The sequence below is a fragment of the Pseudoalteromonas sp. 1_2015MBL_MicDiv genome (genome assembly GCF_002407505.1).
GTDB lineage: Bacteria > Pseudomonadota > Gammaproteobacteria > Enterobacterales > Alteromonadaceae > Pseudoalteromonas > Pseudoalteromonas fuliginea.
Map to the genome: position 1 here is coordinate 523,838 of NZ_CP012737.1, position 26,707 is coordinate 550,544.

17 protein-coding genes and 1 tRNA gene are annotated in these 26,707 nt (G+C 37.2%); 11 read left to right on the forward strand and 7 right to left on the reverse strand.

Translation table 11 applies throughout. From position 1 onward, the window contains the following. Positions 1 to 282: 282 nt before the first annotated feature. The 7 genes from AOR04_RS02320 to AOR04_RS02350 all read right to left on the reverse strand — a co-directional run bounded on the left by AOR04_RS02320 (position 283) and on the right by AOR04_RS02350 (position 14,016). A complete protein-coding gene (locus AOR04_RS02320; protein WP_096792407.1) occupies positions 283 to 1,944 on the reverse strand; it encodes an HD family phosphohydrolase in 1,662 nt (553 codons plus the stop codon). Continuing rightward, on the reverse strand, positions 1,916 to 4,039 hold the full coding sequence (locus AOR04_RS02325) for a CHASE2 domain-containing protein (protein ID WP_232525499.1): 2,124 nt from the start codon (positions 4,037 to 4,039) through the stop codon (positions 1,916 to 1,918). Before AOR04_RS02325 ends, AOR04_RS02320 begins: the two co-directional genes overlap by 29 nt. A 116-nt stretch (positions 4,040 to 4,155) precedes the next feature. Continuing rightward, positions 4,156 to 4,956 carry an MBL fold metallo-hydrolase gene (locus tag AOR04_RS02330; protein ID WP_008136291.1) on the reverse strand — a complete coding sequence of 267 codons (801 nt, stop codon included), beginning with the start codon at positions 4,954 to 4,956 and terminating at the stop codon, positions 4,156 to 4,158. Between the two features lie 36 nt (positions 4,957 to 4,992). Then, a complete protein-coding gene (locus AOR04_RS02335; protein WP_096792409.1) occupies positions 4,993 to 10,587 on the reverse strand; it encodes an Ig-like domain-containing protein in 5,595 nt (1,864 codons plus the stop codon). Between the two features lie 40 nt (positions 10,588 to 10,627). Continuing rightward, positions 10,628 to 11,779 carry a FecR family protein gene (locus AOR04_RS02340; protein WP_096792410.1) on the reverse strand — a complete coding sequence of 384 codons (1,152 nt, stop codon included), beginning with the start codon at positions 11,777 to 11,779 and terminating at the stop codon, positions 10,628 to 10,630. Positions 11,780 to 11,791: 12 nt separating this feature from the next. Then, on the reverse strand, positions 11,792 to 13,117 hold the full coding sequence (locus tag AOR04_RS02345) for a DUF2860 family protein (RefSeq protein WP_033038706.1): 1,326 nt from the start codon (positions 13,115 to 13,117) through the stop codon (positions 11,792 to 11,794). An 823-nt stretch (positions 13,118 to 13,940) separates the two neighbouring features. Further along, positions 13,941 to 14,016 (reverse strand) — tRNA-His (locus tag AOR04_RS02350). Between the two features lie 442 nt (positions 14,017 to 14,458). On the opposite strand from AOR04_RS02350, the gene AOR04_RS02355 reads away from it, so the two are divergent. From AOR04_RS02355 to AOR04_RS02405, 11 genes are all read left to right on the forward strand, one after another. Then, positions 14,459 to 15,277 carry a mechanosensitive ion channel family protein gene (locus AOR04_RS02355; RefSeq protein ID WP_008133554.1) on the forward strand — a complete coding sequence of 273 codons (819 nt, stop codon included), beginning with the start codon at positions 14,459 to 14,461 and terminating at the stop codon, positions 15,275 to 15,277. Positions 15,278 to 15,299: 22 nt separating this feature from the next. Continuing rightward, positions 15,300 to 16,082, forward strand: coding sequence for a DUF481 domain-containing protein (locus tag AOR04_RS02360; RefSeq protein WP_007376723.1), 783 nt, complete (start codon positions 15,300 to 15,302; stop codon positions 16,080 to 16,082). A gap of 123 nt (positions 16,083 to 16,205) precedes the next feature. Then, the gene (locus tag AOR04_RS02365; protein ID WP_096792411.1) at positions 16,206 to 18,881 is read left to right on the forward strand and encodes an SLBB domain-containing protein; all 2,676 of its coding nucleotides are present in this window, start codon (positions 16,206 to 16,208) and stop codon (positions 18,879 to 18,881) included. Positions 18,882 to 18,981: 100 nt separating this feature from the next. Further along, positions 18,982 to 19,950, forward strand: a complete 969-nt coding sequence (locus AOR04_RS02370) for a Wzz/FepE/Etk N-terminal domain-containing protein (protein ID WP_096792412.1) — start codon at positions 18,982 to 18,984, stop codon at positions 19,948 to 19,950. Positions 19,951 to 20,040: 90 nt separating this feature from the next. Continuing rightward, positions 20,041 to 20,979: an exopolysaccharide biosynthesis polyprenyl glycosylphosphotransferase gene (locus AOR04_RS02375; protein WP_096792413.1), complete on the forward strand. Its 939-nt coding sequence runs from the start codon at positions 20,041 to 20,043 to the stop codon at positions 20,977 to 20,979. Positions 20,980 to 21,004: 25 nt separating this feature from the next. Continuing rightward, positions 21,005 to 22,075, forward strand: coding sequence for a dTDP-glucose 4,6-dehydratase (rfbB, locus tag AOR04_RS02380; RefSeq protein ID WP_096792414.1), 1,071 nt, complete (start codon positions 21,005 to 21,007; stop codon positions 22,073 to 22,075). 13 nt (positions 22,076 to 22,088) lie between these two features. Further along, entirely contained in the window at positions 22,089 to 22,961 is an 873-nt protein-coding gene (gene rfbA, locus AOR04_RS02385) for a glucose-1-phosphate thymidylyltransferase RfbA (protein ID WP_096792415.1), read from the forward strand. After that, a complete protein-coding gene (gene rfbD / locus AOR04_RS02390) occupies positions 22,961 to 23,836 on the forward strand; it encodes a dTDP-4-dehydrorhamnose reductase (RefSeq protein ID WP_096792416.1) in 876 nt (291 codons plus the stop codon). The genes rfbA and rfbD overlap by 1 nt, the downstream gene beginning before the upstream one ends. 11 nt (positions 23,837 to 23,847) lie before the next feature. Beyond that, positions 23,848 to 24,384 carry a dTDP-4-dehydrorhamnose 3,5-epimerase gene (rfbC, locus tag AOR04_RS02395; RefSeq protein ID WP_096792417.1) on the forward strand — a complete coding sequence of 179 codons (537 nt, stop codon included), beginning with the start codon at positions 23,848 to 23,850 and terminating at the stop codon, positions 24,382 to 24,384. 71 nt (positions 24,385 to 24,455) lie between these two features. Continuing rightward, positions 24,456 to 26,066 (forward strand): aldolase catalytic domain-containing protein, encoded by a 1,611-nt coding sequence (locus AOR04_RS02400; RefSeq protein WP_096792418.1) that lies wholly within the window; start codon positions 24,456 to 24,458, stop codon positions 26,064 to 26,066. After that, positions 26,053 to 26,706, forward strand: a complete 654-nt coding sequence (locus AOR04_RS02405; RefSeq protein ID WP_096792419.1) for an HAD family hydrolase — start codon at positions 26,053 to 26,055, stop codon at positions 26,704 to 26,706. Before AOR04_RS02400 ends, AOR04_RS02405 begins: the two co-directional genes overlap by 14 nt. Position 26,707 lies beyond the last annotated feature (1 nt).

A 26,707-nucleotide genomic window follows, 5' to 3' on the forward strand; every position in this document is an offset into this window, starting at 1 on the left:
AGTAGAAATAACCCCGTGTGTAAATGCCACCGTAAGGTGGCATTTTTTTGTTCAAAATTTAAAAAGGTTAATTTTAGCAAAATAACTGGTAGAGAATTTTAAATTAAGCATTCAATAATCAGATCTTTGGATAATAAATTTTTGCCTAGTTATAGCGTGATTTTCTTAACGTTAAATAGACTCTATATAAGCGAATTGGTATAACGTGTGAGGATTTTTAATTTTATTACAAACTGGTCTGTGTTATTTAAATCACACAAACCAGCTTTTGTAATAAATAGATCAACGGATAGGTGAGTAACCGGGAAGGTTATCGAGGTCGACTTCATCTAGCTGCTCAGGTTTTGCATATTCATTGATGTAATGTTTATACACTTCGGATTCAATAAATACTGCAAAAATGTCTGCATCAAGATGGTTCTGACTAACCATAGAGCCTAAAATATGCAAACATTCACTTACTGGTTTTGCTTTTTTGTATGGTCGGTCTACAGCCGAAAGAGCTTCAAAAATATCAGCGATAGCCATTAATCTAGCAGGTACTGACATTTGTTCTTTAGTCAATCCGCGAGGATAGCCTGTACCGTCAAGTTTTTCATGATGCCCTAGAGCATACTCAGATACATTACTTAAATGCTTTGGAAACGGTAAGATATCTAAAATATTCTTAGTTATATCCATGTGGCGCTTCATAATGTCACGTTCACCTTGAGTAAGCGTACCACGCCGAATCATTAAGTTTTCAACTTCATTATCAGACAGTAATGGGATTTTTTCGCCATTAATTTTTAATTGATATTGGGTTGATATTCTTTGGATATGCGCCTGTTCTTCCTCACCTAAAAACTCTCCGCCAACGTTCACGCGTTGTAATAATGCACGATCTAATGCGAGTTGTTTCAGTTCGGTATCAAGCAATCGTTCAAATTGGAGTACTTCAATTGGCTTATTTTTTTTCATCGCAGAGATTATTTTCTGCTGATACGCTATTTTTAAATCTCTGCTAATTATTTCAAATTTTGCATCGATAAATTTGATTCGATCAAAAATAGTTTCTAACTTTGTTGATTTTTCCATGACGTGGTCGGGAGTCGCAATTTTTCCACAATCATGTAGCCATCCTGCAATATCTAACTCATGGCGCTCTGCGTCACTCATTTTAAATGTAGCAAGTGGGCCTTTATCTATTAGATGAACAGCATCGGCAAGCATCAATGTTAATGCGGGTACTCGTTTGCAATGACCTCCTGTATGAGGTGATTTTTCATCTATCGCCATGGCAATAGCCTCAGCAAAAGTTGCAAACAACTCTTCCATATCTTTAATTAATGCAGAGTTTGTTAACGAAATAGCACCTAAAGAGGCGAAAGAACGAACTAGCGTAACAAGCTCCTCACTAAAAGGAATATTATTATTTTCGTCGTCTTTTACATTGATAAGCTGGATAACGCCAATAATATCATCAGCATGATCTTTTAAGGGAATAGTTAACATTGACTGGGTACGATAACCTGTACGAGCATCCATAGCGCGAGCTGCGCTCATATCAAAAGGCAGTGCAGCATAAACATCAGGAATATTAATAATTTCCCCAGAGTTAACCGCATGAGCAACAATCGCTGTTTTATTTTCTTTTCCGTCGATAAAAAGATCTATATTAGGAAAATCAACAGGCTTACCTAAACGACCGCCTAAATACAGATCCAATGATTCATTAATAACCGTTTCAAACTTAAGTTGTTTGTTATCTGTAATCGAATAAATAGTCCCAGCATCTGAATTAGCTATAGACATAATTACTTGCAGTATATCATCGAGCAATTTACTCGAATCTTTTTCGGTCGTTAACCTAACGCTGATATCAATAAAGTGATGCAGGTTTATTTTATCTTTGATGTGCTGCGGCATATTTCCACTACTTTTTGGTATGAATAAAGGCACCATTCCAATCCTTTGCGAGTGCTTGTAAATCAGTATTTTGAATTCGTTTGATAAAAACACCATACACATGTGAACTAAACAGAGTAGTACTTTGTAATTCAGTAAATAAACTTAGTGCTTGCGGCCAATCTTTATTATAAAAATGGGTCATGGCGATAAATGATTTTTTTATTTCAGCGAATTGTTTTGTATCTAATTTATTTGTTAAGCCAATGGGCTCAAATAGCTGCGTTGCGGTCGTTTTTCCAACGACCTGCACTTTATCTATCAAGCGAAACGTTATATGTGGACATGCATTCATTGTTTCTTCAGCTACTAGAATAGCTACGCCATAAAACTTGGTCAAGTTTTCAATTCTTGCACCTAAATTAACTGTATCACCTAGTACGGTATAAGCTTTACGATAAACGGATCCCATATCGCCCACATTCATATCACCGGTACTTAAGCCTATACCAATTTTGACCGCCGGTAGTTTTTGTTCGGCAAATAATTTATTAATGAGAGTCAGACCGTTAATCATAGCCATTGCTGCTTCAACACCGTTTTGTGCATGGTTTTCATCTTTTAATGGGGCATTCCAAAACGCCATCACCATATCACCAACGTATTTATCGATAGTCCCGTTATGATCAAATATTATTTGCGTTATTGAAGTAAGGTATTGGTTTAAGTACTCGCTTAATTGATGTGCAGTCATGTTTTCAGATAATGAGGTGAAGCTGCGAATATCAGCAAATAATACTGTCATGTTTCTTTTTTCACTGCTTTGAGATAGCTCATTGCCTTGTTTTATAAGTTGTTCAATACGCGCAGGGGGGACATATTGATTGAACATAGATTTAATTTTTCGGCTGTGGTGCATCTCGGCGATAGAGCCAACAATAATGTAATAACCAGCTAATAATATTATGAGTAAGAGTGGCATTAATAATGGCAAACTAATTTTTTGTACTGACCATAAATACACGTTAAATGATATAACAGCTACCGTAATAGTTAACGAAAGAAAAATAATAAATCGGGCACTTCTGCCGTGGCTAAAAAGTGATAAAACGACACCCGTTAGCGCAATAATAAATAGGCTCGCACCTAAAGACCAGTTGGGCTTGGCTGGCAGTATCTCTGGGTGCATCAGTCCTTCAAATATATTGGCATGCACTTCAACACCAGGATATTGCATACCAACTGGGGTTGACCTTAGGTCAGCTAAGCCCACAGCTGAAGTACCAATAAAGGCAACTGTTCCTTCTAGTTCATCAGAGCCAACTCTTTGCATCAGCACATCGGTTGCTGAATAATAAGGGAAGCTATGTGCTCGGCCTTTATAGGGAATGAGTATTTGGCCGTGCTCATCTGTCTGAATCCATTTATCTTGAAACTTAATTCCTTCAAACAAAGTAATACCATCTAAAATATTTGAGCGCGTTTCAATTTTATTAGCAAGGACATACAGTCGAGCCACTTCAAGTGCTAAAGAGGGATAAAGTTTATCACCGACCCGATTAATAAGAGCGGCTCTGCGGATAAAGCCATCGTTGTCGCTATGCGCATTTATAAAACCAATACCAGCAGCGGCATTTTGTAATTGTGGGATATTTACAATAGCTCCCGAAAACTCACTTATTTGTGAGTTTGCATGTTCAGCATTTTGCCATAAAACGCTGCTTTTTTTTGGTGGACTGTGGGCTGCAAGTTGGTCATCGGTTAGTAAAAACCCAAGAGCGATATCATTTTTAGCAAGTGCGTTAGCAAACTTGGTATCGGCGTCTACTTGCTGTTTAATTTTGGCAAGTGGTAAGCTATATTGCTTTGATAAGTTAGGTATTTCAGAAATGATTTGTGTAACTGGATTTACTTCAGGCTCGGCAAAAAATATATCAAAAGCGATAACAATAACACCTGCATCGGTGAGTTTTGTTACAAGATCAGCTATTTTCGATCTACTCCAAGGAAATCGACCTTGCTCTCGCATACTTTTTTCATCAATATCGATAATAACTACTGATTCGTCGATATGTCTAGGTGTTGCAGGTGTTGTTAATAAGAGTCGAGAATCATAAATGATGCCTTCCACACGATTAACTAATTTGGCCAATGTTCCTGTAGCAAATAACTCTATTGATGCAATAAATAGAGTTATAACGGCACCAATAAAAAAATGCCTGGAAATTATAGGCTTTAAAGATCTAATGGGCGTTTATCCTTGATAGATTAAAAATCAAAAACTCGTCCTTCTCGGCCGCATTCTATTAGTAACTTGTCACCGTATTTAGCTTGCAATGAGTTTTCTATTGCTAAAAGTTCATCATCGCTTCTTGCAGGGTCGTGGCTGATAATAACAATGTTTTTGATGTTCGCCTTTACGGCGAGATCGGCAACTTGATTAATCGTGCTGTGTCCCCAACCATGCTTTAGTGGTAAGTCGATATCTATAAATTGTGCGTCATGGATCAGTAAATCAGCGCCTTTAATAAAGTGAATCCACTCGTTGATATCGGTTCTTAGATCTTCTGGGGGGTTTAATTCATTATCAGTAACATATGCTACTTTCTTGCCGTCAGCGTTAACACAATACGCAGTACCGCCATCGGGGTGATTAAGCGGCGCAGTCGAAATTGAAAAACTATTAAGGCTAAATGTTTTTTTAGCCGACAATGTCGTATTTAGCGTAATATTTGCAGGTAACTCTTGGTATTTAACCGGAAATTGAGAGCCACTCATTTGTTTTAGTATGGCATCTTTACTTTCTTCGTCATCTACATTCCCAGCCACTATTGTTATATTTTGGTTAGATTGATAAATAGGGGTGAAAAAGGGGAAACCCTGAATATGATCCCAATGATTATGTGTCAGTAATATAGCGATAGGTTCCGCTTTTACCACTAAACGTTTACCTAGTTCAACAATACCTGTACCTGAGTCTAAAATAAGGGATTTGCCATTTTTCTGCTCTATATATACGCAAGATGTGTTACCACCAAAAATGTGCGTATGTTTTCCTGTTGAGGGCATTGAGCCCCTAACACCAAAAAGTTCAACTCTCATAAATTAAGGTGTAACTCCATCAACATAAAAATTGAACTTAGATGCACTTATATTATTAGAAGTACCGTTATTACAGGTGCTGCTAACAATAACTTGGGTATCACTTTGTAAAATCATTGATGTAAATACTTGTTCATTTGCACATTGCTCGGCCTTGTAAAAACCAACACCGTTGTGGCCAAATGTGCCATCTAATACACCATTACTTAAAATGCGCGCTAACACACCTTTATTATTACCCATACCACTTAGTACAATGTTACCCATGCTATCAAGCGCGGCATCTTTTACCTTAGTGTCACCGGTTTGCGTCAGTATGTACTGCCCAGCTCCACCTTCAGCAAAACTAGTCTCTTTTATTCCTGCTGATGATAATTTAACAATGACAGCTTGGTTTGGCGTATTCGTTTCATTACCAATTAAATACAGATTATTTAAGGTATCAGCAAATATTTTAACTATTCTATCGTCGTTATCTAAACTCATTACAGAGTCTATATAGCTAAATTCGCGTTCACCATCAACACTTAGCTTTACTGCTAGTATCTGAGAATCAGAACCCGAAACAACTTTTCCGCCAATAAAAATTTTATCGCTATTATCAATGTAAACAGTTTTATAGGATTCGAAAGCGGTTCCAATAATTTTACCATTGTTACCAAAGTCGCTCTCCAGTGAGCCTTCTGGCGTTAACTTCATAACAAATGAGCTCGGTGTATCTGCCACTGTTAACGAGCCTACGGCAATAATATCGTTATCGTTATCCAGTGCTGCGTCAGTTAGATTGAGCTTCTGCGTCGTTACGGCTGTAGTGGCGTAAATCCCTTCTGTTGCAAAGTCTGTATCAAAATAACCATTTTGATCTACTCTTGCTACAAAACCTTCTTCATTATTTTCAGTTTTACGCGAACCCGCGATAATAAGTTTGCCATCATTTTGCTCAATTAATGCAAAATTAGATGTACTTAAGTCGATTGCAATTTGCTTGTGCCCACTTTCACTAAAGCTAGTGTCTAACAGCCCGGCAACGGTCAGGCGCGTTAATACTAGTTTAATTACGGAGCCTTGCTGAGCTGTTGATGCGATAATATATTTACCAGCATGGGTGCCATGGCTAAGCTGTATCACCTGCTTTGATTGATCATTAGAGTCAGTCCCTAAGTTGCTCAATGTAAGGTAACCAGATCCTGCTAAGCCAGTAAACAATGCCGCGTGATTGTCTATTGCTACAATAAATGGCTGACTACTTGAATCATCGCTGATGCCTGATACCCAAAGCGTATCATTTAAATCTATTGTTGCAGCATTAGCTATTTGTTTACCGTTAATATCCGAAATAATATTAATGCCGTAGGTGTCATCAAGTGCCCCATCGGTTGCTAAAATACGCGTAGAAAACAGCTTTTCAGTCTTACCTTTTCCCGTTGTGCCCGATAAAGTAATTTGATTATTTATAGGTTCATATTTTACGCCAGTAATTTCAGTACCACCATTGCCAGTGCCTGTATTACCATCAATGTCATAAACGGCAATACCATGATTACCTATACTCGTTACCAAATCGCCTTTTTTATCAATAGCGAGAACAACAGCTTCTTTTTCACCTGAATGGCGAGTGGTATATCCGCCAACAAAGGCGGTAAAATCAGCTGTATTTAAACCGCCAAGTGCAAAGAGTTCATCGTCGGTGTTATTCCCAGATAAATCGATGCTAAGTGCATTATAATCATTAAAATTACCGTTATTTTCACCATCTGAAATAAGGTAACGGATTAATGCATCTTTATCACCGTTTGCACTGGTAACACTCCCCACAACCATAAGATCAGAACCATTAAAGTTTTTAATGGCAAATGCTTCATCATCGCGTTGTTGACCACTTACATCTTTAATTTTAGGGCTAGACGCTTCGTAAGCTAATGTCGAAATGTCATATTTTATCCATAAACTATCATCGTCATTACCATTAAACTGTTTGCCAACAGCTTGAATTTTATTGTCGCTAAATTCAAGATCATTAATAACCAGCGTACTTGCCATTTTGGTACAGTGAATACCTGAATTATTGTCACCTGAGGTGTTGCTTATCACGCCTGTAACGCTCATTTTTAATAAACATGCTTCGGTGTTGGTACCATCAAAACTAGAAAAGGCGATAAACAAGTCACCGCCACCTGAAATTATGGCCGTTGCTTTTTCATCGTGCCCTAAATCCAGTATTTTTATGCCATCTTCATCGAACGCATTGTTGGCCGCACCATTATTAGTATATGAAGCGATGACAATATCTTGGTCTGTGTTTTGACTAAACCCAACAAAATAAAGATTATTATTTAACTCAATACTGTCGTTAAATTCACCGTTTGAAAAAACACTAGACAGCTCTAACTCACCAGTCACAGGGCGTCCAAAAGTTTCATTTTCGACAGGTATGAGGTAGTCGTCAGCATTAATTACATTAACAGTAATATTAATAGAAGTTGTTTCATTAGGAGTACCATCGTCGGTAACTGCTACTGTTATCAAATGCTGAGTCGCATTTTCATAATTAAAAGGGCTCGGGCCGCTTGCTGTTAATAGGCCAGAGCTGCTGTTAATGTTAAACAAACCTATGTCGCCACTGACCAGTGTGTAGCTTAAATTTTCGTTTTCAATGTCGCTGGCAACAATGGTGCCGACAACGTCACCGTCTGTCGAATTTTCACTAACACTAAATGTTTGATTTGATGCAGTAGGTGCATCGTTTACAGCTGTGATTGTAATCGACAAATTTGCCGAAGCAGTGCCTTGGTTTCCATCACTTACAGAATATAAAACGGCTGCCACGCCATTACTATTTACAGCGGGTGTATATTGCAGTTGATTGCCAATAATTAATACCGATCCTAAGTCGGCGGTCGCTGAGGTAATTGTTAAGGTATCTCCGTCAATATCGGTGTCATTGGCGAGCACATTAATTAATAGCGGGGCGGCATCTTCGGCCATTATTGCTGTATCAGCATTTGCAATGGGCGCATCGTTTACAGGTGTGATTGTAATCGACAAACTTGCCGAGGCAGTGCCTTGGTTTTCATCACTTACAGAATATAAAACGGTTGCTGCGCCATAACTATTTATAGCAGGTGTATATTGAAGTTGATTACCAACAATTAATACCGACCCTAAGTCAGTAGCTGCAGAGGTTATTGTTAAGGTATCTCCGTCAATATCGGTGTCATTGGCGAGCACATTAATTAGTAGTGGGGCGGCATCTTCGGCCATTGTTGCTGTATCTGCGTTCGCAATAGGCGTATCGTTTACTGGGATAACCGTGATAGTTACTGTTGCGGTTGTATCATTAGCATTGGTGCTTTCTAAGGTGTTTCCATCAGTAATACTATAAGTTAGCGTTATATCACCATTAAAATTGACTGGTGGTGTAAATTCTATTTTTTTATCGACAATAACAGCTTGGCCAATCGTGTTTTCAATACGAGATATACTAATTACATCGCCATCTAAGTCGTTATCGTTAGCCAGTACATCAAGTAACGTCGCTGGACTATCTTCATTTAGTGTAAAGGTATCATTATTTGCACTTGGCAAAGTATTCACACCACTTTTACTTAATATTACTTGAGCACTCGCCGCAAGGCCTTGTTCATTTGAAACTAAATAAGTAAAGCTATCAACACCTACAAAATTTTGATTCGGTTGATAAGTAAAAGAGCCATCAGTATTAAGATTAAGCTCGCCATTTTTTACAGCCACAACCGGTACGGTATTAACATAAAGATCACCGCTTTCAATATTAATGTCATTAACTAGCAGGCCGCTTTCAACGTTAACTTCAAGCAACTTATTCGGTCTGAATAAATACTCATCATTTTGGGCAATCGGATTATCAGCTTCACTATTAATTGTTAACATTACGCTGGCTTGAGCTGTAGCACCTTGAGAGTCAATTATTTGATATTGAAACTGATCTACACCAAAAAAATTAGCATCGGGTATATAAGTAAAGCTACCATCAGTTGCAAGTAATAATTGGCCATGAACAGGCCCAACAATAAGGTTTTCATCAACAAAAAAGTTGTCATTATTAGGATCTGTATCATTTTTAAGTAAACCAGCAATAGCTTCAACAACTAATGTACTGTCTTCACTTAAACTATAACTATCGTTAGTCGCAATCGGTGGCATATTTTCAGCTGCGCCGATGATAACTACATTGGCAATAGCTTGCTCACCTTGACTATCAACAATACGATATTGAAAGCTATCCTCCCCGCGCATATCTACTTCACCAAGGTATTCAAAGCTACCATCTGCGCGTAAAGTCAAACGTCCTCTTTTTGGCTCTGTGATAGGTGAGGTATCAACCGTTAAGCTATCTAAATCAATATCACTATCATTGGCAAGTAAGCCTGGTGATGCAATATTCAAATTACCATCAAGTGGAATGCTATAGCTGTTATCAAGTGCAATAGGTGCATCATTTATCGGATTAACAACAATTTCAACAACAGCGATGTCTGTCATATCAAGCTCATTAACCACTTGATAGCTAAAAGCATCTTCACCATTAAAGTTGGCCGTTGGTGTGTAATTAAACTCACCAGACTCATTTATATTTAACGTACCGTGCTGTGGTTGCACTAGCGCATCTAAATTTATGCGCAATTCACCCATATATTGATCGGTATCATTAGCAACTACATTGCCTTGTAAGCTTTCATCTTCATTAATTTGAAATTGATCGGGTTGCGCATTCGGGGCAAAATTTAGTTCTCCACCAATAGGGGCTATATTTATTGCTTCAGCAAAACCACTTTCGCCACTGCCATCAATGCCAGTGATCAGTATTTGATAGCTTTTATCAACAAGCGATCCATCAAAGCTAAAAGCTGAATTGGATAAGCTTAGAAATTGTTGCCCATTTTCGAGCGTATTAATATTTTCAGGAGTCACACCAGCTTGAGTTGCTAAATAAACATTATAGCGATTGAGGTCTGAATTGGCTTGCCATGAAAGATCAATACTTTGATCATTACGCTGCGCCGTAATGCCTTCAATTTGATGGGGTTGCCAGCTAAATGTAGTCGCGTCAGCAAGTACTTGGTTATTTAAATTATCGGTTATCCATATTTCTAAACGAAGATCGCCCGCTTTTTCACCATAAAAATAAGGGTTAAAGCCAATAATTGATTGTTCAAAGCTTAAGCCACATAGTTCAGAACAAAGTGCGATGCTTTTATCTACACTTGGTAATACCAAGCTTACTGTAGCAATACCATCGGGATCTGAAACCGCAAGTGAAAACGTTACATTACCTTGCACAACTTCATTTTTTTGCGCAAATATAATATCAGCCTGTGAATTAGCAACTACATCGCTAACAAATGCTCTACTTGACGTCGAAACACCTGAAACTTTAAATTTGGTCGATTGATTACTAGCAGTAACTCCCGTTAAGTTGAGGTTACTTGAAATAGGCTGAGGTGTTGCTTCGTTACTCGAACTTGGTGAAGCTTCTGGTGCAGTGGTGCCTTCTGAGCCACCACAGGCGCTTAATATAAACGCCATGGCACCAAGCAAAAATATATTTTTTGCTATCATTTTAAATACTCCATAATAAAAAGCGCTGTGTCCAATGTGTTTATGGTTCTAACCTAAAGGAGCCATTAGCATTTACATTAGGATTATTTATTTCATTGAGATTAAAATTGCCGGTAATCGTATCTAAACCATTCAAAAAAATCGCCTCAATATCGCCAGCCGCTTTGTTATTACCATGAGATGCAAAGGTAACAGCTAAATCAAGTTTACTTATATCTATTAAGCCGCTGTAAGCTGCATACCAATTACCACCAGTATCGCTAAAGCTAATTTCACCCTCGGGTACCGTACCATTATCAAAATCAACCGCCATGGTCATTGCAAAGTCAGTCACTGCACCTAAACTAGAATTCACTCCAAAGCTTGTCGCTTGATAGTTAAAAACGCCTTGGCGTTGTGCTATTTGATCAACCAAAGATGCATCACTAACCGTTTGATATTGTTGTTCAGAATAAACATCAGCAATAATAACTGCCTCTGAATCAAAGTTACTTTCTACTACAATCTCAGTAACAGGATCGGGCGAGGCAGTAGCCGTTTGTTGCTCACTTTCTTCTTCCTCACTTTCACTTGGGCTATCGATACTTGTTATATTTTGATCAAAAACGCGCGACGCACTAATACTTGTGAATACCTCACCAGAAGACGTTACTTGCGCAAAGGAAAATGCTTCATCGCTGCCTAAAGAAAGAACTTGCTGGTTTTCGAGTGTTAAATCTATTGCGCCGTCCCAAACAGCTAAAAACACATCGCCTTCAACCAACTGAACTTCAAAATGTGTACCGCGAATACCAATAGATCCAACAGGGGTTTTTACGCTATAAGAGCCACCATTTTTTTTAATCACTCCCGAAATCGAACGCAAACCACCTTTAAGTAACTCAATTGACGCAGAACCTTGTTGGGTATTACTATCAAATTCATAATTAGCAATATTGAGCACCGAATTCTCTTTTAGCGCAATCAAGCCACCGTCAGACATTGAAAACTGAGCTTTACTTCTTTCACCAGTAGTTATGCGATCTACACCAAATACAGTGTCTCTGCGTTTTAATTGTCTTTGCTGTTCGGAGTTAGCATCTAGAGCTAAAACAGTACCTCGGGCAAGAATCGTTTTACCAGCAGGATTGACGGCTTGTGCATTAAAACTCACACAAAGTAAGGTTGTTATCACAGGGAGTAAAAGTTTCATAAGTACCTTAAATTAGAATGAGTAAGAAACGCTTAAATTAACATCTAAGCGGTCATATTCGAATAAAGATATATTACTGGTTTTATCTTGGTAATTGGCCGCCAGTTGTATAGCTAAATCGTCGTTTATTAAATAACGTATGGTGCTTGTAAGCATCAGTAAATTATCTTCACGGTCTTTTAAAAATAAAGGATGTTCATCTTGGTAATCAATCCACTGATATCCTGCAAGTGTTAGTAGTTGCCAATGTTCAGCAAGCTGAGAATTAGCCTGATAATACATGCCAAGTATATTACGACTATTTGATTTACCCGCAGGTACATCCGCATTTTCAGTTTTGATATTAATACTCACACTTTGGAACCAGCGTTGAGATACATAACTAGTTCCTGCGTTTAGTGCAATAAATGTGTTATCGAGTTTTTCATCAAGTTTATTATTCATTACACCAAAAGAAACAGCCCCAAATAAGCGAGACTTTTTAGATAATTTAAAATCAGCCCCTGTTACGAGCGACGATTCTGTTCTATAAAGTTCACCATCAAGTATTAATGGTGTTACACCAGCTTGTACATACCAACTTAGCTTATCTTGTTTGTGTTTATAAGCTGCATTTATGTGTGTGTTAACGCGGTCATATTGTTCTAACGCTTCAAACTTATACCATGCAGTATTAACACTTAACGTTAATAAGCTTTGTTGGTCCAGAGGATGAGAATAGCTCCCTCTATAGTTAAGCTGCATATAGTTATCATCAGTACTTTTGCTGTCTGGCGACAGTAAAAATTCGCCTAAATTAGGTATGATAATAGTATCTTCGGCTGTGCCTGCGTTTACATTGTCATCCACACCAAAAGCCAGTTGAATATTTTGTGTATAAGAGCGCCCTGCACGTTGCTGTTCAACAATGGCAGCATCAAGTAGTGATTGCGCGCTCGTTTTTATATTTTTAGGTGTATTAGCCGCGTTAATAAGTATTAGCGCTTGAGTATCTGCTGCGGGTAAGTTTTTAACCATTAAATAAGCTCGAACTAAATGTAGGCGAGCTTCGTACCATTGCGGGCTTGCCTCAACTACACGTTCAAAAGCAAAGACTGCTGTAGCTGGTTGGTTTGTTTTAAGTGCGGAAATCCCTAATAAAAAGTCAAAAGCAGGCTCGCCTAAATATTGATTTTCAATATGACTTATTTTGTAGGCTTGTTGAAACTTATGATCAGAAATTAATTGTTGTAGTTCAGTTAACAATTTAGCGTAGCTTTCGTCATTTTTAGCCAGAGCACTAACACTAACTACAGTTAAAAAACCACACAGTAAATGTGCTAGAGCCTGTTTAATCATGTTTTATCGAATATCCTATAAGAAATTTTTTGCTTTATTGCCATTAGGGTCAGTTGACCTTTGCGGATTGAAATTTGTTCTATCTAGGGGCGACTTAATCGCGGCGCAAGGTTTGTAGCTTAGTGGGCTCGGTAACTGCTCCTGCGTTACTCTAATGGCTTACATCCCTATAAGAATAAATCAAAACCGAGCAAAGCTGCCCAATCATGCTCACGGGCCTTATTTAAAACCAAACACGCCGCTGCAAATCTAACCTCGAAAGATAAACAAGCCCTAATAAAATGATGGTAGTAGGTAATAATTTAGCACTTTTTATAGGCATGTAAAGCAAATGAAAACATTATTTCAAAAATGTAAATATTAATATCTTCCAGCTTTTTAAATCAATAGCATAAAATTAGTGGCCTATTATAGCGATAATAAAACAGCTTGATAACAAAGCATAAATTTCGTTATTTATACCAATTCCATTAAGTATGTGTTCTAAATTTTACGCCGAAAAAACAATTCAGTTCTAGGCGTAAATTGATGTAAATGGTTGTTCCCTTTGCGAAATTTACAACAAAGAAATGGGTTGTTTTAGCAAGTAAAATAGATCAGCTATTTATTGGAATTGGTATTAGTTATTCTAAATAAAATTTAACAACGTTTTAGAGTAATTTAATTCGGTAAATTAGTCATGTTTTAATAAAATAGGTTTAGCACTGGTCTAGCTGTTCAGACAAGTAAATGCAGAGGGTAATAGATTGTATTTTTAGTTATTTAAAATTACTGGGGAAATAATATGAAAATGATTATACAAAAAATAAAAAAGGAGAAAAATTGGGGCGATTGACGGGGCTTGAACCCGCGACAACCGGAATCACAATCCGGGGCTCTACCAACTGAGCTACAACCGCCACAACACACCTTGTTTGGTGTGGCGCGCATAATACATAAAATAATAAATCTTGTGAAGCCTAAAAGTGAAAAAAATCAAAAAAAATAACTAATGCGTAAAATACAGTATGTAAGATGGTGATTGATTAGTGCTTAAATATGGCTACTTTAGGCCATTTAACTGGGGGCAAAACGTGTAACGAACGAGATTAGTAAAGGGAGAAGAAATATTTAAGTCTTACTTTCTTTATTAGTAAGTGCGAATGATTAAGAAACAGCGCATACCTTCTAAAAAAACGATAAATACTTAATAAATATGAAACATATTGTCGATTTTATATATTAATTTATATAAACATAGCGTTTTTTATAGTGAAAATTCATTGTTTTTTGAGAATAAATTGTAAATGAATGTATAATGTTGGCTGGAAAAACGCTTAATGAAAACTATTTGGAGTGATTATGGATTCAATATTAAACTGGCTGAACGAAAACTCAGGCCTAATTTTACATTACGGTATACAGGCGGTTGTTGCGCTTGTTATCTTTTTACTTGGTAGTCGTATTGCTAAGTTTTGTTCTAACTTAACTGAAAAAGGTTTTGCTAAAAAGAACGTAGATAAAGCGGTTGGCTCATTTGTTTCAAGCATTGTGTATACACTTGTATTTGCTGTCACTATTTTAATGGCACTTTCGCAAATTGGTATTGAAACTACGTCATTCATCGCTATTTTAGGTGCCGCAGGTTTAGCTGTTGGCTTAGCGCTTCAAGGTTCATTGTCTAACTTTGCATCTGGCGTACTAATTATTTTACTTCGTCCATTCAAATCAGGTGATTTTGTTGAAGCTGGTAGTAAAATGGGTACTGTTAAAAAAATCGAAATATTCTCAACTGAACTACGCACTCCAGATAATAAAGTAATAATTGTGCCAAATTCACAAATTATGTCGGGTGCTATTACTAATTTCTCACGTGAGTCTACTCGTCGTATCGATTTAGTTATCGGTGTTGGTTACGATGCTGATTTACGTCAAGCAAAAGAAGTATTAAAATCAGTGTTAGATGCAGAAGAACGTCTACTTAAAGACCCAGCTTATACAGTTGCTGTATCTGAGCTAGGTGATTCGAGTGTTAATTTTGTAGTGCGTCCTTGGGTTAACAGTGCGGATTACTGGCCAACATATTTCTCGCTAATGGAAAATATTAAAATTGCATTAGACGACGCAAACATTTCAATTCCATTTCCACAAATGGATGTTCATTTACACAAGCAAGACTAATTTTAAATAGGTTATTTTTTTAATGAAATTAAAGCTTTTATCAATGTTAGTTGCAGCCTCTGCTGCAACTAACGCATTTGCCGAAGATGCAGAGCAAAAAACGTGGGAAGTTACCAGTGAGCTTGGTGCTATTATTACCAGTGGTAATACAGAAACAACCACGCTTAAAGGTGGTATTAAAGTACAGCACAATCTAGAAAACTGGAACAACGAGTATAAAATCGATGGAATCTTCAAAGAAGATGAAGTTGAAGATGCTGACGGTAATAAAGATAAGCAGCGTACCAACGAAAAATACTCTATTTCTGCGCAAGGTAATTACAAATTAAATGAAAAGCATGCTCACTTATTCATTTATGGTTCACACGTGTCAGATTACTTTGGCGCATACCGAAGTGAATCAGTAATTTCTGCTGGTTATGGTTTACGTTTATTAAACGAAAAAACCATGTGGCTAAGTGCTGAAATTGGTCCAGGTTATAAATATTTCGAATACCCAGATGACAGCACTGAAATTGACGACAACGGCGATTTACTTGCTGGTGAGTTTGAAGGTGAGGTGATTGCTCTAGGTAAGTTAGATTATAACTGGAAGATTTCTGATAATGCGCGCTTTACTCAGTTAATTGCAGTGGAGTATGGTGATACAAACACTAAAACGCGTTCAGAAACTGCACTACTTGCAAAAATTAATGGCTCATTACAAATGAAAGTTGCTTTTAATGTTACCAACAACTCAGATGTTGCTGATGATAAAGAAAGCACTGATACTGAAACGTCATTCACGTTAGTTTACAGTTTTTAACCAATGTAACTAAAGAAATGACATTTAAGTGACAAAAAGGGACGAAAGTCCCTTTTTTATTTGCTACTAAATAATGTATTATGGCGACCAATTTTGGTTGTAGACCTAGGGATATACCTACTCGTGAAAGTATTTACACAATTTATTAGTGCTTTTGTTCTATTGTGCAGTTTTAGTGCATTGGCTTTTACGCCAACAGCGTCACAATTGGAGCAGTTTAAAAAGTTACCTAAAGCTCAACAAGAAGCCCTCGCAAAACAGTACGGTGTTGACTTATCTACAATCACAGGTACAAATCAATCAAGCGAACAGGTTGAAACTGAACAGCTGACTATCGGCCAACGCTCAGAATCTGAGCCGGAACAGCTTACAGATGAAGAGCGCTTTAAACCAAAAGTAGACGAAATAAAGCCTTTTGGTTATGCGTTATTTGCAGGTGAACCTACAACATTCATGCCAAGTGAAAATGCAGCGGTTCCTGATACGTACTTAATTGGACGCGGCGATCAACTAAGAATTAATTTTTATGGTAAAGAAAGTGAAAGCTTCGACATAACCGTTGACCGTGAAGGGCGACTTAATATTCCTGACTTAAGTCCAGTTCAAGTGGCTGGCCTTACTTTTGCTGAAGTAAAAGAGTTAATTAATGCAAAAGTAGAGCAAGAGGTAATAGGTGTAAAAGCGTTTGTATCACTTGGTCAGCTTCGTAGCATGCGTATTTTAGTGCTAGGAGAGGCTTACAAGCCAGGTAGCTACAGCGTTTCTTCATTAACAACCGTTTCGCACGCATTATTTGTGAGCGGTGGCGTGTCTGATATTGCTTCTCTTCGTAATATTCAAGTTAAGCGAGCAGGCAAGGTTGTAGCAAATTTTGACCTTTACGATTTACTTATTAATGGCGATAGCAGTAACGACATCGTATTAAAGCCGGGCGACGCTGTATTTATTCCATCAGTTGGCGCTCAAGTAAGAGTTGAAGGTGCGGTTAAACGCCCAGCTATCTTTGAACTTAAAAAAGGTGAATCTGCTAAGCAGTTATTAGCAATGGCCGGAGGCCTTAAACCAAATGCCTATGCCAAAAGTGCAATTGTAGAGCGCTTTAACTTCGATCGTAAAGAAGTACTCTCGGTAGATTTTTCAAAATCGCAAATTAACTATATTCCACAAGATGGCGACCGTATTCGCTTTAATTCAGTTAGCTCGCAATATCAAAACTCAGTTAGCTTAATTGGTGCTGTAGCGCGCCCAGGCAATTATCAGTGGCATCAAGGCAAGCGCATTTCAGATGTACTTAAATCAGTACGTGGTGATTTACTACCGCAAGCCGATTTAAGCTATGGACTCGTAATCCGCGAAATAAATATAAACGGCGATATAGAAGCACACCAATTTGACGTTGCTCAAGCGATTATTAAAAATCCTGAAAATAACTTACAACTTCAAGCTAATGACAAGATAGTTGTATTTAGTCGTTTTGAAGAAAAAGAATTAGAGCAATCAACTCTAGCAAATATGGCTCTTAGTCAAGAGCAACAAGAGCAGCAACAAAAAGCAGAGCAATGGCATAAGTTTGAACAAAAAGAGTTCGAAAAATACATTGGCGTTAATCAAGAAGACGAAGAACTTGTTCTTGAAGACAATAAAATACTCACTATTGCTGAAATTTCTAAGCGCAAAGCAAAAGAAGAAGAAGACCAAGAACTCAAACCTGAAGATTACGCGTTATTTAGCCGCCATAATTTATTAGCGCCAATTATTGCTAAATTTAAGCAGCAAGCATCAGTGCAGCAAGCAATGCAATTAGTTGAGATTAGCGGAAACGTTACTTTCCCTGGTATTTATCCACTAATGATTGGTGGTGAGGTAAGTGATTTAATAACAGCAGCAGGTGGCTTGCTGGAGTCAGCATACATAAAACAAGCTGAAATTACGCGAATAGTAGCGAGTGATGGTTCTAAAATAGAACACTTAAGATTTGACCTTGAAAGCGCCATGAAGGGCGACTTTCAAAGTAATATCACGTTACAAAGCAAAGACAGTATAAACGTATTCGCTATTCCAAATTGGCAAGAAAACGTAAAAGTAGAATTAAAAGGCGAGCTTAAATTTCCGGGCACTTATACAATACGCAGAGGTGAAACGCTAACCGAATTACTTGAACGTGCCGGTGGTTTTTCACAATTTGCAGAGCAAAAAGCAGCTGTATTTACCCGTACGTCGATTAAAGAGCAAGAGGAAAAACAACTCGCACGCTTATCTACAGAGCTTCGCCGTGATATAGCTTCTAAGAGCTTCCAAAACTCGGTAAGCAGTAGCACACTTTCTTATGAAGAAATGAACAAACTATTAAACGACCTCGCTAGTGTAGAAGCCGTAGGACGATTAGTAATTGATTTACCTTTAATTGTAAATAATCAGCAAAACTTGGTACTACAAGATGGCGATACACTTTATGTACCAAGCAAGCGCGATTCAATCAGCGTAATTGGTGAAGTTAACTACTCAACATCACATCTGTATAAATCAGGTGTTAGTGTTGACGATTATATAGCGCTAAGTGGTGGCCTTAAAGAGCGTGCCGCTGAAGACCGTATTTATATTATTAAAGCCAATGGTTCAGTAAAAATCCCTAATACAGGTGGCTGGTTTGCAGCAAATAATGCTGACCAGTTAGAACCAGGTGACACAATAGTAATACCAATGGATGCAGGACACATGGATAAGCTAACGCTTTGGAGTACTGCAACGCAGATTCTTTATCAGCTTGGTGTAGCAGTTGCAGCGATTGGTAGTCTTTAGTGGAATTCAGGCTTCCATTTATTAGATAAACTTTAAGAATAAATAGTTCGAGCTGTTTTTAGAATTATGATCAGCGAATAGCTAATTTTATGAGATTGATATGGAAAATGACTTAAATAATTATATGCAGAAAAATGAGCGAGGACACGCTTATCAAAATGCTGATGAACAGATTGATTTACGAGAGCTATTCAGTGCGATCTGGCAAGGGAAGTGGATTATTATTACTATCACTTTCCTATTTACTGTCGTATCGGTATTTTATGCAATCAATCAACCAAATATTTATAAATCTGAAGCTCTACTGGCTCCTGCAGAGCAAGAGAAAAATGGCGGTTTAGGTGGGCTGGCTGGTCAATTTGGTGGATTAGCTAGCTTAGCTGGAGTTAATTTAGGTGGCATATCAAGTAATAAAAGTGAACTGGCTATCGAAATATTAAAATCTCGTCAGTTTACTAGTGAATTTATTAAAAAACATAATTTATTGCCTTATTTACTCGCTGTAGATTCATGGGAGTTAGAAAGTAATACGTTAAATTTTAATACTGAAATTTATAACCCTGATACGAATACATGGGTACGTGATGTAAAAGCACCAAAAAAACCAGAGCCCTCAATGCAAGAAGCTTATAAAGAGTTTAGGGAAATCATCACATTAAACACAGATAAAGAAACAGGTATGCTAAGACTCTCAATACAGCATAAGTCACCGGTCATTGCTCAGCAGTGGGTAAATTGGTTAATAAACGATATTAATTCAGAGATGAAAAAACGTGATGTTGCTGAGGCAAATAAAAGCACTGAATTTTTAACTAAACAATTAGAAAAAACAAAAATAGCCGATATACGTACTATGTTATTTAAATTAATTGAAGAGCAAACAAAAACTATCATGTTTGCAAATGTTAGAGACGAATATGTGTTTAAAACTATAGATCCAGCATTAGTGCCAGAAGAAAAGTCAGGGCCTAAACGAGCCTTAATTTGTATCTTAGGCATGTTTTTGGGTGGCATACTGTCTATAGTATTTACACTATTAATGTACTTTTCTAGAAGAAAGTTAACATAGTGCCTCTGAATTTATACATGTAATTAATTGCATGTCTGAAAAGTAAATTTTAAATAACATACATGTTATTGATTAGATTAATTGGAATTTATGTTGTTAACGAAAAGTTTTAAATCAAAAAAAGAAGCGTTGAAACAAAATATAATCTATGTATTTTGTCCAGATGAATGTGTTAGTAATATTACTGAAATAATTAATGAGCATTCATTTGATTTAGTAATTAATGACTACTCTATAATTGATTTTACTGAAAAAGTAATTTGTCATTATAGAGGAGCACATTTGACAAAAGAGCAACGTGAATATTTAGTAAATGCGACAGAGTGTGGTGCCTGGGTAGAACCATTAGTGAGCTATTTGGATGATAGACTAAAGTATACTGAAGTACGATTATTACATAGTAGTTACTTCTTGCACCAAAAGGCATTTTCCATTTTATCGAATAAACGTACACAAATAACAAAGCGTACTATCGATATAATGAGTGCTATATTGCTACTACTAATAACGTTACCACTTTCTGTTGTAGCAGCCTTATTTATAAAGTTAGAAAGTCCTGGAGATATTCTATATAGGCAAAAGCGAACAGGTCAATACAACAAAGAATTTAAAGTTTATAAATTTAGATCAATGCGTAATGATGCTGAAAAAAATGGCGCTCAGTGGGCTAGTGAAAATGATGCACGCGTGACAAAGGTTGGAAAGTTCATTCGCAAAACAAGAATAGATGAAATACCACAACTTATAAATGTGCTGCAAGGGACTATGTCTATAGTTGGGCCAAGACCAGAGCGTGAAGTATTTATAAAAGATTTAGAGAAAGCAATACCTTACTACCGTTTTCGCCATGCAGTTAAGCCCGGTGTTACAGGGCTTGCACAAGTAAGTTATCCGTATGGTGCATCGGTTGAAGATGCAATTTGGAAACACAAGTACGACATACATTATATTAAGCATCATTCCAGTATGTTAGATATAAAAATCTTATTGTTGACAATTAAGACCGTGATGTTTGGGATGGGTCGTTAAGTTTTAACGGAAAAAAGTAGGTAGTATGAAAATTTTAGTAACAGGCGGAGCTGGCTTTATTGGCTCAGCGGTAATTCGCCACATTATAAACAATACGCAAGATGAAGTTATTAACATCGATAAATTGACTTACGCAGGCAACTTAGAGTCACTTGAGTCCGTAAAAGATAGCAAGCGTAATATTTTTGAACAAGTTGATATATGTGACCGTGTAGAGCTAGATCGAATTTTTAAAATGTATAAGCCAAATGTTGTGATGCATTTAGCGGCCGAAAGCCATGTTGATCGCTCTATAACTGGTCCAGCTGAGTTCGTCCAAACAAATATCGTAGGTACTTATAATTTATTAGAAGCCGCGCGTAATTACTGGAATAATTTAGAAATTGATGCGAAAGAAGTATTTAGATTCCACCATATTTCAACGGATGAAGTTTATGGAGATTTGCCTCATCCAGATGAGCAGGAAGGAGAGCTGCCATTATTTACCGAGCAAACGGCTTATTCACCAAGTAGCCCGTATTCAGCGAGTAAAGCATCTAGCGACCACTTAGTGCGTGCTTGGCTTCGCACCTATGGCTTTCCTACTATAATTACAAATTGCTCAAATAACTACGGCCCCTTTCATTTTCCTGAGAAGCTAATACCTTTAGTTATTTTAAATGCCCTTGAAGGTAAAAAATTGCCTATATATGGTAAAGGTGATCAAATCCGTGATTGGTTATATGTAGAAGATCATGCACGGGCTCTTTATAAAGTAGTAACCGAAGGTAAAATAGGCGAAACCTATAACATTGGCGGGCATAATGAAAAACAAAATATTGAGGTAGTACAAACTATTTGTAGTATTTTAGATAATCTAGTACCTAAGAAAACAAAATACGCAGAACAAATTACTTTTGTAGGTGACCGCCCTGGCCACGATAGGCGTTATGCAATCGACTCATCAAAAATGCAAAATGAATTAGCTTGGACGCCAGAAGAAACCTTTGAAACTGGTTTACGTAAAACGGTCCAATGGTATTTAGATAATAGTTCGTGGTGTGAAAATGTGCAAGATGGTTCATACCAGCGCCAACGCCTTGGTACAATAGAATAATTAGGAGACACACATGAAAGGAATTATCTTAGCTGGGGGTTCTGGTACACGCCTTTATCCATTAACGCGTGGCGTTTCAAAACAGCTATTACCAGTCTATGACAAGCCGATGGTTTACTATCCAATATCAACATTAATGTTAGCAGGCATTCGCGATATATTAATAATTACCACGCCGGAAGATAATGAAAGCTTCAAGCGCTTATTAGGTGACGGTAGTGATTATGGTATAAATCTAAGTTACGCAGTACAGGCGTCACCAGACGGATTAGCTCAAGCATTTTTAATTGGTAAAGAGTTTATCGGTGACGATAGCGTATGTTTAGTACTTGGCGATAATATTTTCTATGGTCAATCTTTTAGTAAAACGCTTAAAAACGCTGCAAGTCGAGATACAGGAGCAACTGTATTTGGTTATCAAGTTAAAGATCCAGAGCGGTTTGGTGTTGTTGAATTCGACAAGGATATGAAGGCAGTATCTATTGAAGAGAAACCAGAAAAGCCGAAGTCTAATTATGCAGTAACTGGGCTTTATTTTTATGATAATCGCGTGGTTGAATTTGCAAAGAAAGTAAAGCCATCACATCGTGGAGAGCTTGAAATAACAACATTAAATGAGATGTACTTAAATGATGGTACTCTAAATGTTGAATTACTAGGGCGTGGTTTTGCATGGCTAGATACAGGCACTCATGAGAGTCTCCATGAGGCCTCGTCATTTGTACAAACTATCGAGAATGTGCAAGGCTTGAAAGTGGCATGTCTTGAAGAAATTGCATGGCGTAATAACTGGTTAAGTACAGAGCAGTTACTTAAAATAGCTAAACCAATGTTGAAAAATGAGTATGGGCAATACCTAAATCGTTTGGCCAAAGAGAAAAAGTAATGAAAGTACTTATTACTGGTAAAAATGGCCAGGTGGGGAGTAGTTTGATTGCACAACTAACCGCTATGCCTGCAATGGACTTTTTAGCATTAGGCCGTAAAGAGTTAGATATCACTAATTCTGAAGAGGTTAATCGGATTGTAACTGAGTTTAGACCAAATGTTATTATTAATGCTGCGGCCTACACAGCAGTAGATAAGGCTGAGTCTGAGCAAAGTATAGCTCATGCGATTAACTGCCAAGGGCCTAAAAACCTAGCTGTAATTGCTAAAGAGATTAATGCTGTAATTTTTCATATTTCAACTGATTACGTTTTTTCCGGTGATAAAGAAGGTTTATATACTGAGAGTGATACAGTAAAACCGCAATGCGTTTATGGGCAAACTAAACTTGCAGGAGAGCAAGCTGTAGCAGAAGCCTGCGATGAGCACATTATATTACGTACTGCATGGGTTTTTAGTGAGTACGGCAGTAACTTTGTGAAAACAATGCTTCGTTTAACTCAAACGCGTTTAACATTAGGTGTAGTTGGTGACCAGTTTGGCGGGCCAACTTATGCAGGTGATATAGCTGCTGCAATTATTGATATCGCCGAGCAGCTACAAAAGGGTAGTCATCATTACGGGGTATATAATTACACAGGGTATCCATATGTTAGCTGGCAAGAGTTTGCAGTGCAGATATTCGAGAGTGCTTTAGCTAATAAGATGATTAATTCTCCTATCGCAGTAAACGCGATTACAACTGCAGAGTACCCAACACCAGCCAAACGTCCTGCCAACTCAAAACTTGATTGTTCCAAAATAGCCTCTGACTTTAGTATTATTCAAAGCGATTGGCATGCAGCATTGAAAGCACTCAAAAAATATCAATAGATAGGTTTTTTATGAAAGTAATAGATACAGAAATAGCGGATGTAAAAATTATTGAACCAACGAAGTTTGGAGATGATCGCGGTTTTTTTATGGAAACTTGGAATCAAAAGCAATTTGAAAGTCTAGTGACAAAAAAACCGACACAATTTGTGCAAGATAATCACTCTAAATCAAAACAAGGCATACTTAGAGGTCTACATTTTCAAAGGAAGAACACACAAGGTAAATTAGTACGTGTGATCTCAGGGGAGGTTTTTGATGTTGCAGTAGATATACGTAAAGACTCTGCGACATTCGGGAAATGGGTTGGTATTTATTTAAGCGCTGAAAATAATCGCCAGCTTTGGGTTCCAGAAGGGTTTGCTCATGGTTTTTATGTTACGAGTGAAGAAGCTGAATTTGTATACAAGTGCACAAATTATTATCACCCGGAGTCAGAGGTATCAATTGCTTGGAATGATAAAGTTCTAGATATTAAGTGGCCAATATCGGGGACTCCATTACTATCAGAAAAAGATAGTAATGGGATAGAAATAAATTCTCTGTAATTAAATAATTGTTTTTATTAGTAAGTATAAGTAAAGAACAGACTTATATGATTAGGATATAAAGGACCCAAATGAAAATTCTTGACTGTACATTAAGAGATGGTGGATATTACAATAATTGGGATTTTGAGCCAGAGTTAGTTCAAAGCTACTTACAGGCAGTCGCATTAAGCGGAATCTCATATGTCGAACTTGGCTTGCGTAACTTCCCAAAAAATGAATTTTTAGGTCCATTTGCATATAGCTCTGAAAATTACTTAAAGACTTTAGAATTACCTGATGGGGTAACTTATGGAGTAATGGTTGACGCAAAAACTATTTTATCTAGTCAATTGAGTATAGAAGCTGCTGTAAATGCACTATTTTGCGAAGAGAAAAATAGCTGCGTTAGTCTTGTGCGAATAGCTGCTCACTTTCATGAAGTCGAAGAATCTAAAGAAATAGCAAACCAACTAAAAAGTAAAGGCTATATCGTTGGTTATAACCTTATGCAAGCGGGTGGAAAGCCTGATTTAGAAATAGAAGAAAAAGCTAAAGAAATTAGTCAATGGGGAAGTGTGGATGCTCTTTATTTTGCTGATTCACTAGGGAATATGGATGCCAACGAAGTTCAACGAATCGTTAGGCTAATCCAAAAGCATTGGCTTGGTGAAATGGGAATACATACTCATGATAACATGGGGCGTGGTCTTGCAAATAGCTTAACCGCACTTGAAGCTGGAGTTGAATGGCTTGACTCTACTGTTACAGGTATGGGACGAGGTGCAGGTAATACTCAAACAGAAAATTTAATGGCCGTATTAGCTGAAAAATATGTAGAACTGAAGCCAAATAAGATCTATGAGTTAGTCATTCGTTATTTTGAGTCAATGCAAAAACAATATGGCTGGGGAACTAACTTATTATATTTTTTAGGTGCACAGCAGAGTGTTCACCCCACCTATATACAAAACCTGTTATCAAACACACATATAGGGAAAGATGAAGTTGTTGGTGCTTTACAATACTTACTCCAACTAAACGGCACTAGCAAGTATGACGGTTCTGTATTAGAAGCCGCGTTGAGTCTTAACAAGAATACTTCAGAAGTTACAGGAGATGATGTCAGTGGCTTACTTGATGGTAGAGAAGTTCTATTAATCACTAATGCGAATTCTGTAGCTAAGCATAAAAAAGCTCTTGAGTTGTACATTAAAAATAATAAACCAATTGTGATCTCATTGAACATAAACAAAGTGCTAGATGATAGTTTTGTAGATTATATTGCAATCACACATAACCTTAAATTTTTAACTGAAAAAGAGAATTACTCTAATTTAAGTAAGCCAATTATTTATCCTGCTCATCGTTTTCCAGCCCAAGATGTTGAGCTTTTAGCCGATAATGGAAACATCAATTACGGTGTTGATATCGCTGATAATACCTTTAAAGTTGAAAAAACATCTTGCCTAATCCCGTCTGAACTAACAATAGCTTATGGCTTAGCATTTTCGATAGCCGCAGGTGCTAATAAAGTTACCTTTGCTGGAGTTGATGGTTATAATTCAAATGATTCAAGGCACTTAGAGATGATTGAGTTCTTCGATACTATTGAAAATGATCTACAAGACAACCTTGGCTTTATATCAATAACTCCAACAACTTACCCTATTAAAAAGGGAAGCGTATATGCTTATATTTGAGCCATACGATCTGATTATATTTGACTGTGACGGAGTTCTTCTTGATTCTAATAATATGAAAGTGGCTGCTATGAGAGCAGCCTTGTCCCTTTCAAATTACTTTTCAGACACACAGGTGGAAGCATTAACGTCACAATTCAAAGAGAACTTTGGCATGAGTCGTTACCATCATGTTGCTAGTTTTACAGAAACATTAGATATTGATGGCGCCGAAAAACAAAAGTTAGAAGAGATGCTTTTATTAGCGTATGCAGAGCAAGTTGATAAATTCTATTTAGAAGTACCTGAAGCTTTAGGAATAAAAAGTACACTTTCCTCGCTAAAAGGTAAGCTTATGTACGTGGCTTCAGGGTCGGAACAGGAGCAGCTAAGAACAGTATTAGAAAAAAGGAATTTTTCTAATTATTTTATTGAAGTTCTAGGCAGTCCAGTATCAAAGTCTCAGAATATTAAAAATATTTTAAATAGTGTGAGCCATATTAGTGCTGTAATGGTCGGTGATGCTCTTGCTGACTATGAAGCGGCTAAGAAAAACAATATAGATTTTATCTTCTATGCACCATTATCAAATGTTAAACAAAGTATGCTTGAGTTAAGTCAAAAACATGACTTTAAAGTTATACATAGTTTTAAGGGTTAAC

Bases quoted from the DNA above. Each gene is read 5' to 3' on its own strand.
- AOR04_RS02320 (WP_096792407.1), bottom strand. From the start codon at position 1,944: ATGGTGCCTTTATTCATACCAAAAAGTAGTGGAAATATGCCGCAGCAC.
- AOR04_RS02330 (WP_008136291.1), bottom strand. From the start codon at position 4,956: ATGCCCTCAACAGGAAAACATACGCACATTTTTGGTGGTAACACATCT.
- AOR04_RS02335 (WP_096792409.1), bottom strand. From the start codon at position 10,587: ATGATAGCAAAAAATATATTTTTGCTTGGTGCCATGGCGTTTATATTA.
- AOR04_RS02340 (WP_096792410.1), bottom strand. From the start codon at position 11,779: ATGAAACTTTTACTCCCTGTGATAACAACCTTACTTTGTGTGAGTTTT.
- AOR04_RS02345 (WP_033038706.1), bottom strand. From the start codon at position 13,117: ATGATTAAACAGGCTCTAGCACATTTACTGTGTGGTTTTTTAACTGTA.
- AOR04_RS02355 (WP_008133554.1), top strand. From the start codon at position 14,459: ATGGATTCAATATTAAACTGGCTGAACGAAAACTCAGGCCTAATTTTA.
- AOR04_RS02360 (WP_007376723.1), top strand. From the start codon at position 15,300: ATGAAATTAAAGCTTTTATCAATGTTAGTTGCAGCCTCTGCTGCAACT.
- AOR04_RS02370 (WP_096792412.1), top strand. From the start codon at position 18,982: ATGGAAAATGACTTAAATAATTATATGCAGAAAAATGAGCGAGGACAC.
- AOR04_RS02375 (WP_096792413.1), top strand. From the start codon at position 20,041: ATGTTGTTAACGAAAAGTTTTAAATCAAAAAAAGAAGCGTTGAAACAA.
- rfbB (WP_096792414.1), top strand. From the start codon at position 21,005: ATGAAAATTTTAGTAACAGGCGGAGCTGGCTTTATTGGCTCAGCGGTA.
- rfbA (WP_096792415.1), top strand. From the start codon at position 22,089: ATGAAAGGAATTATCTTAGCTGGGGGTTCTGGTACACGCCTTTATCCA.
- rfbD (WP_096792416.1), top strand. From the start codon at position 22,961: ATGAAAGTACTTATTACTGGTAAAAATGGCCAGGTGGGGAGTAGTTTG.
- rfbC (WP_096792417.1), top strand. From the start codon at position 23,848: ATGAAAGTAATAGATACAGAAATAGCGGATGTAAAAATTATTGAACCA.
- AOR04_RS02400 (WP_096792418.1), top strand. From the start codon at position 24,456: ATGAAAATTCTTGACTGTACATTAAGAGATGGTGGATATTACAATAAT.
- AOR04_RS02405 (WP_096792419.1), top strand. From the start codon at position 26,053: ATGCTTATATTTGAGCCATACGATCTGATTATATTTGACTGTGACGGA.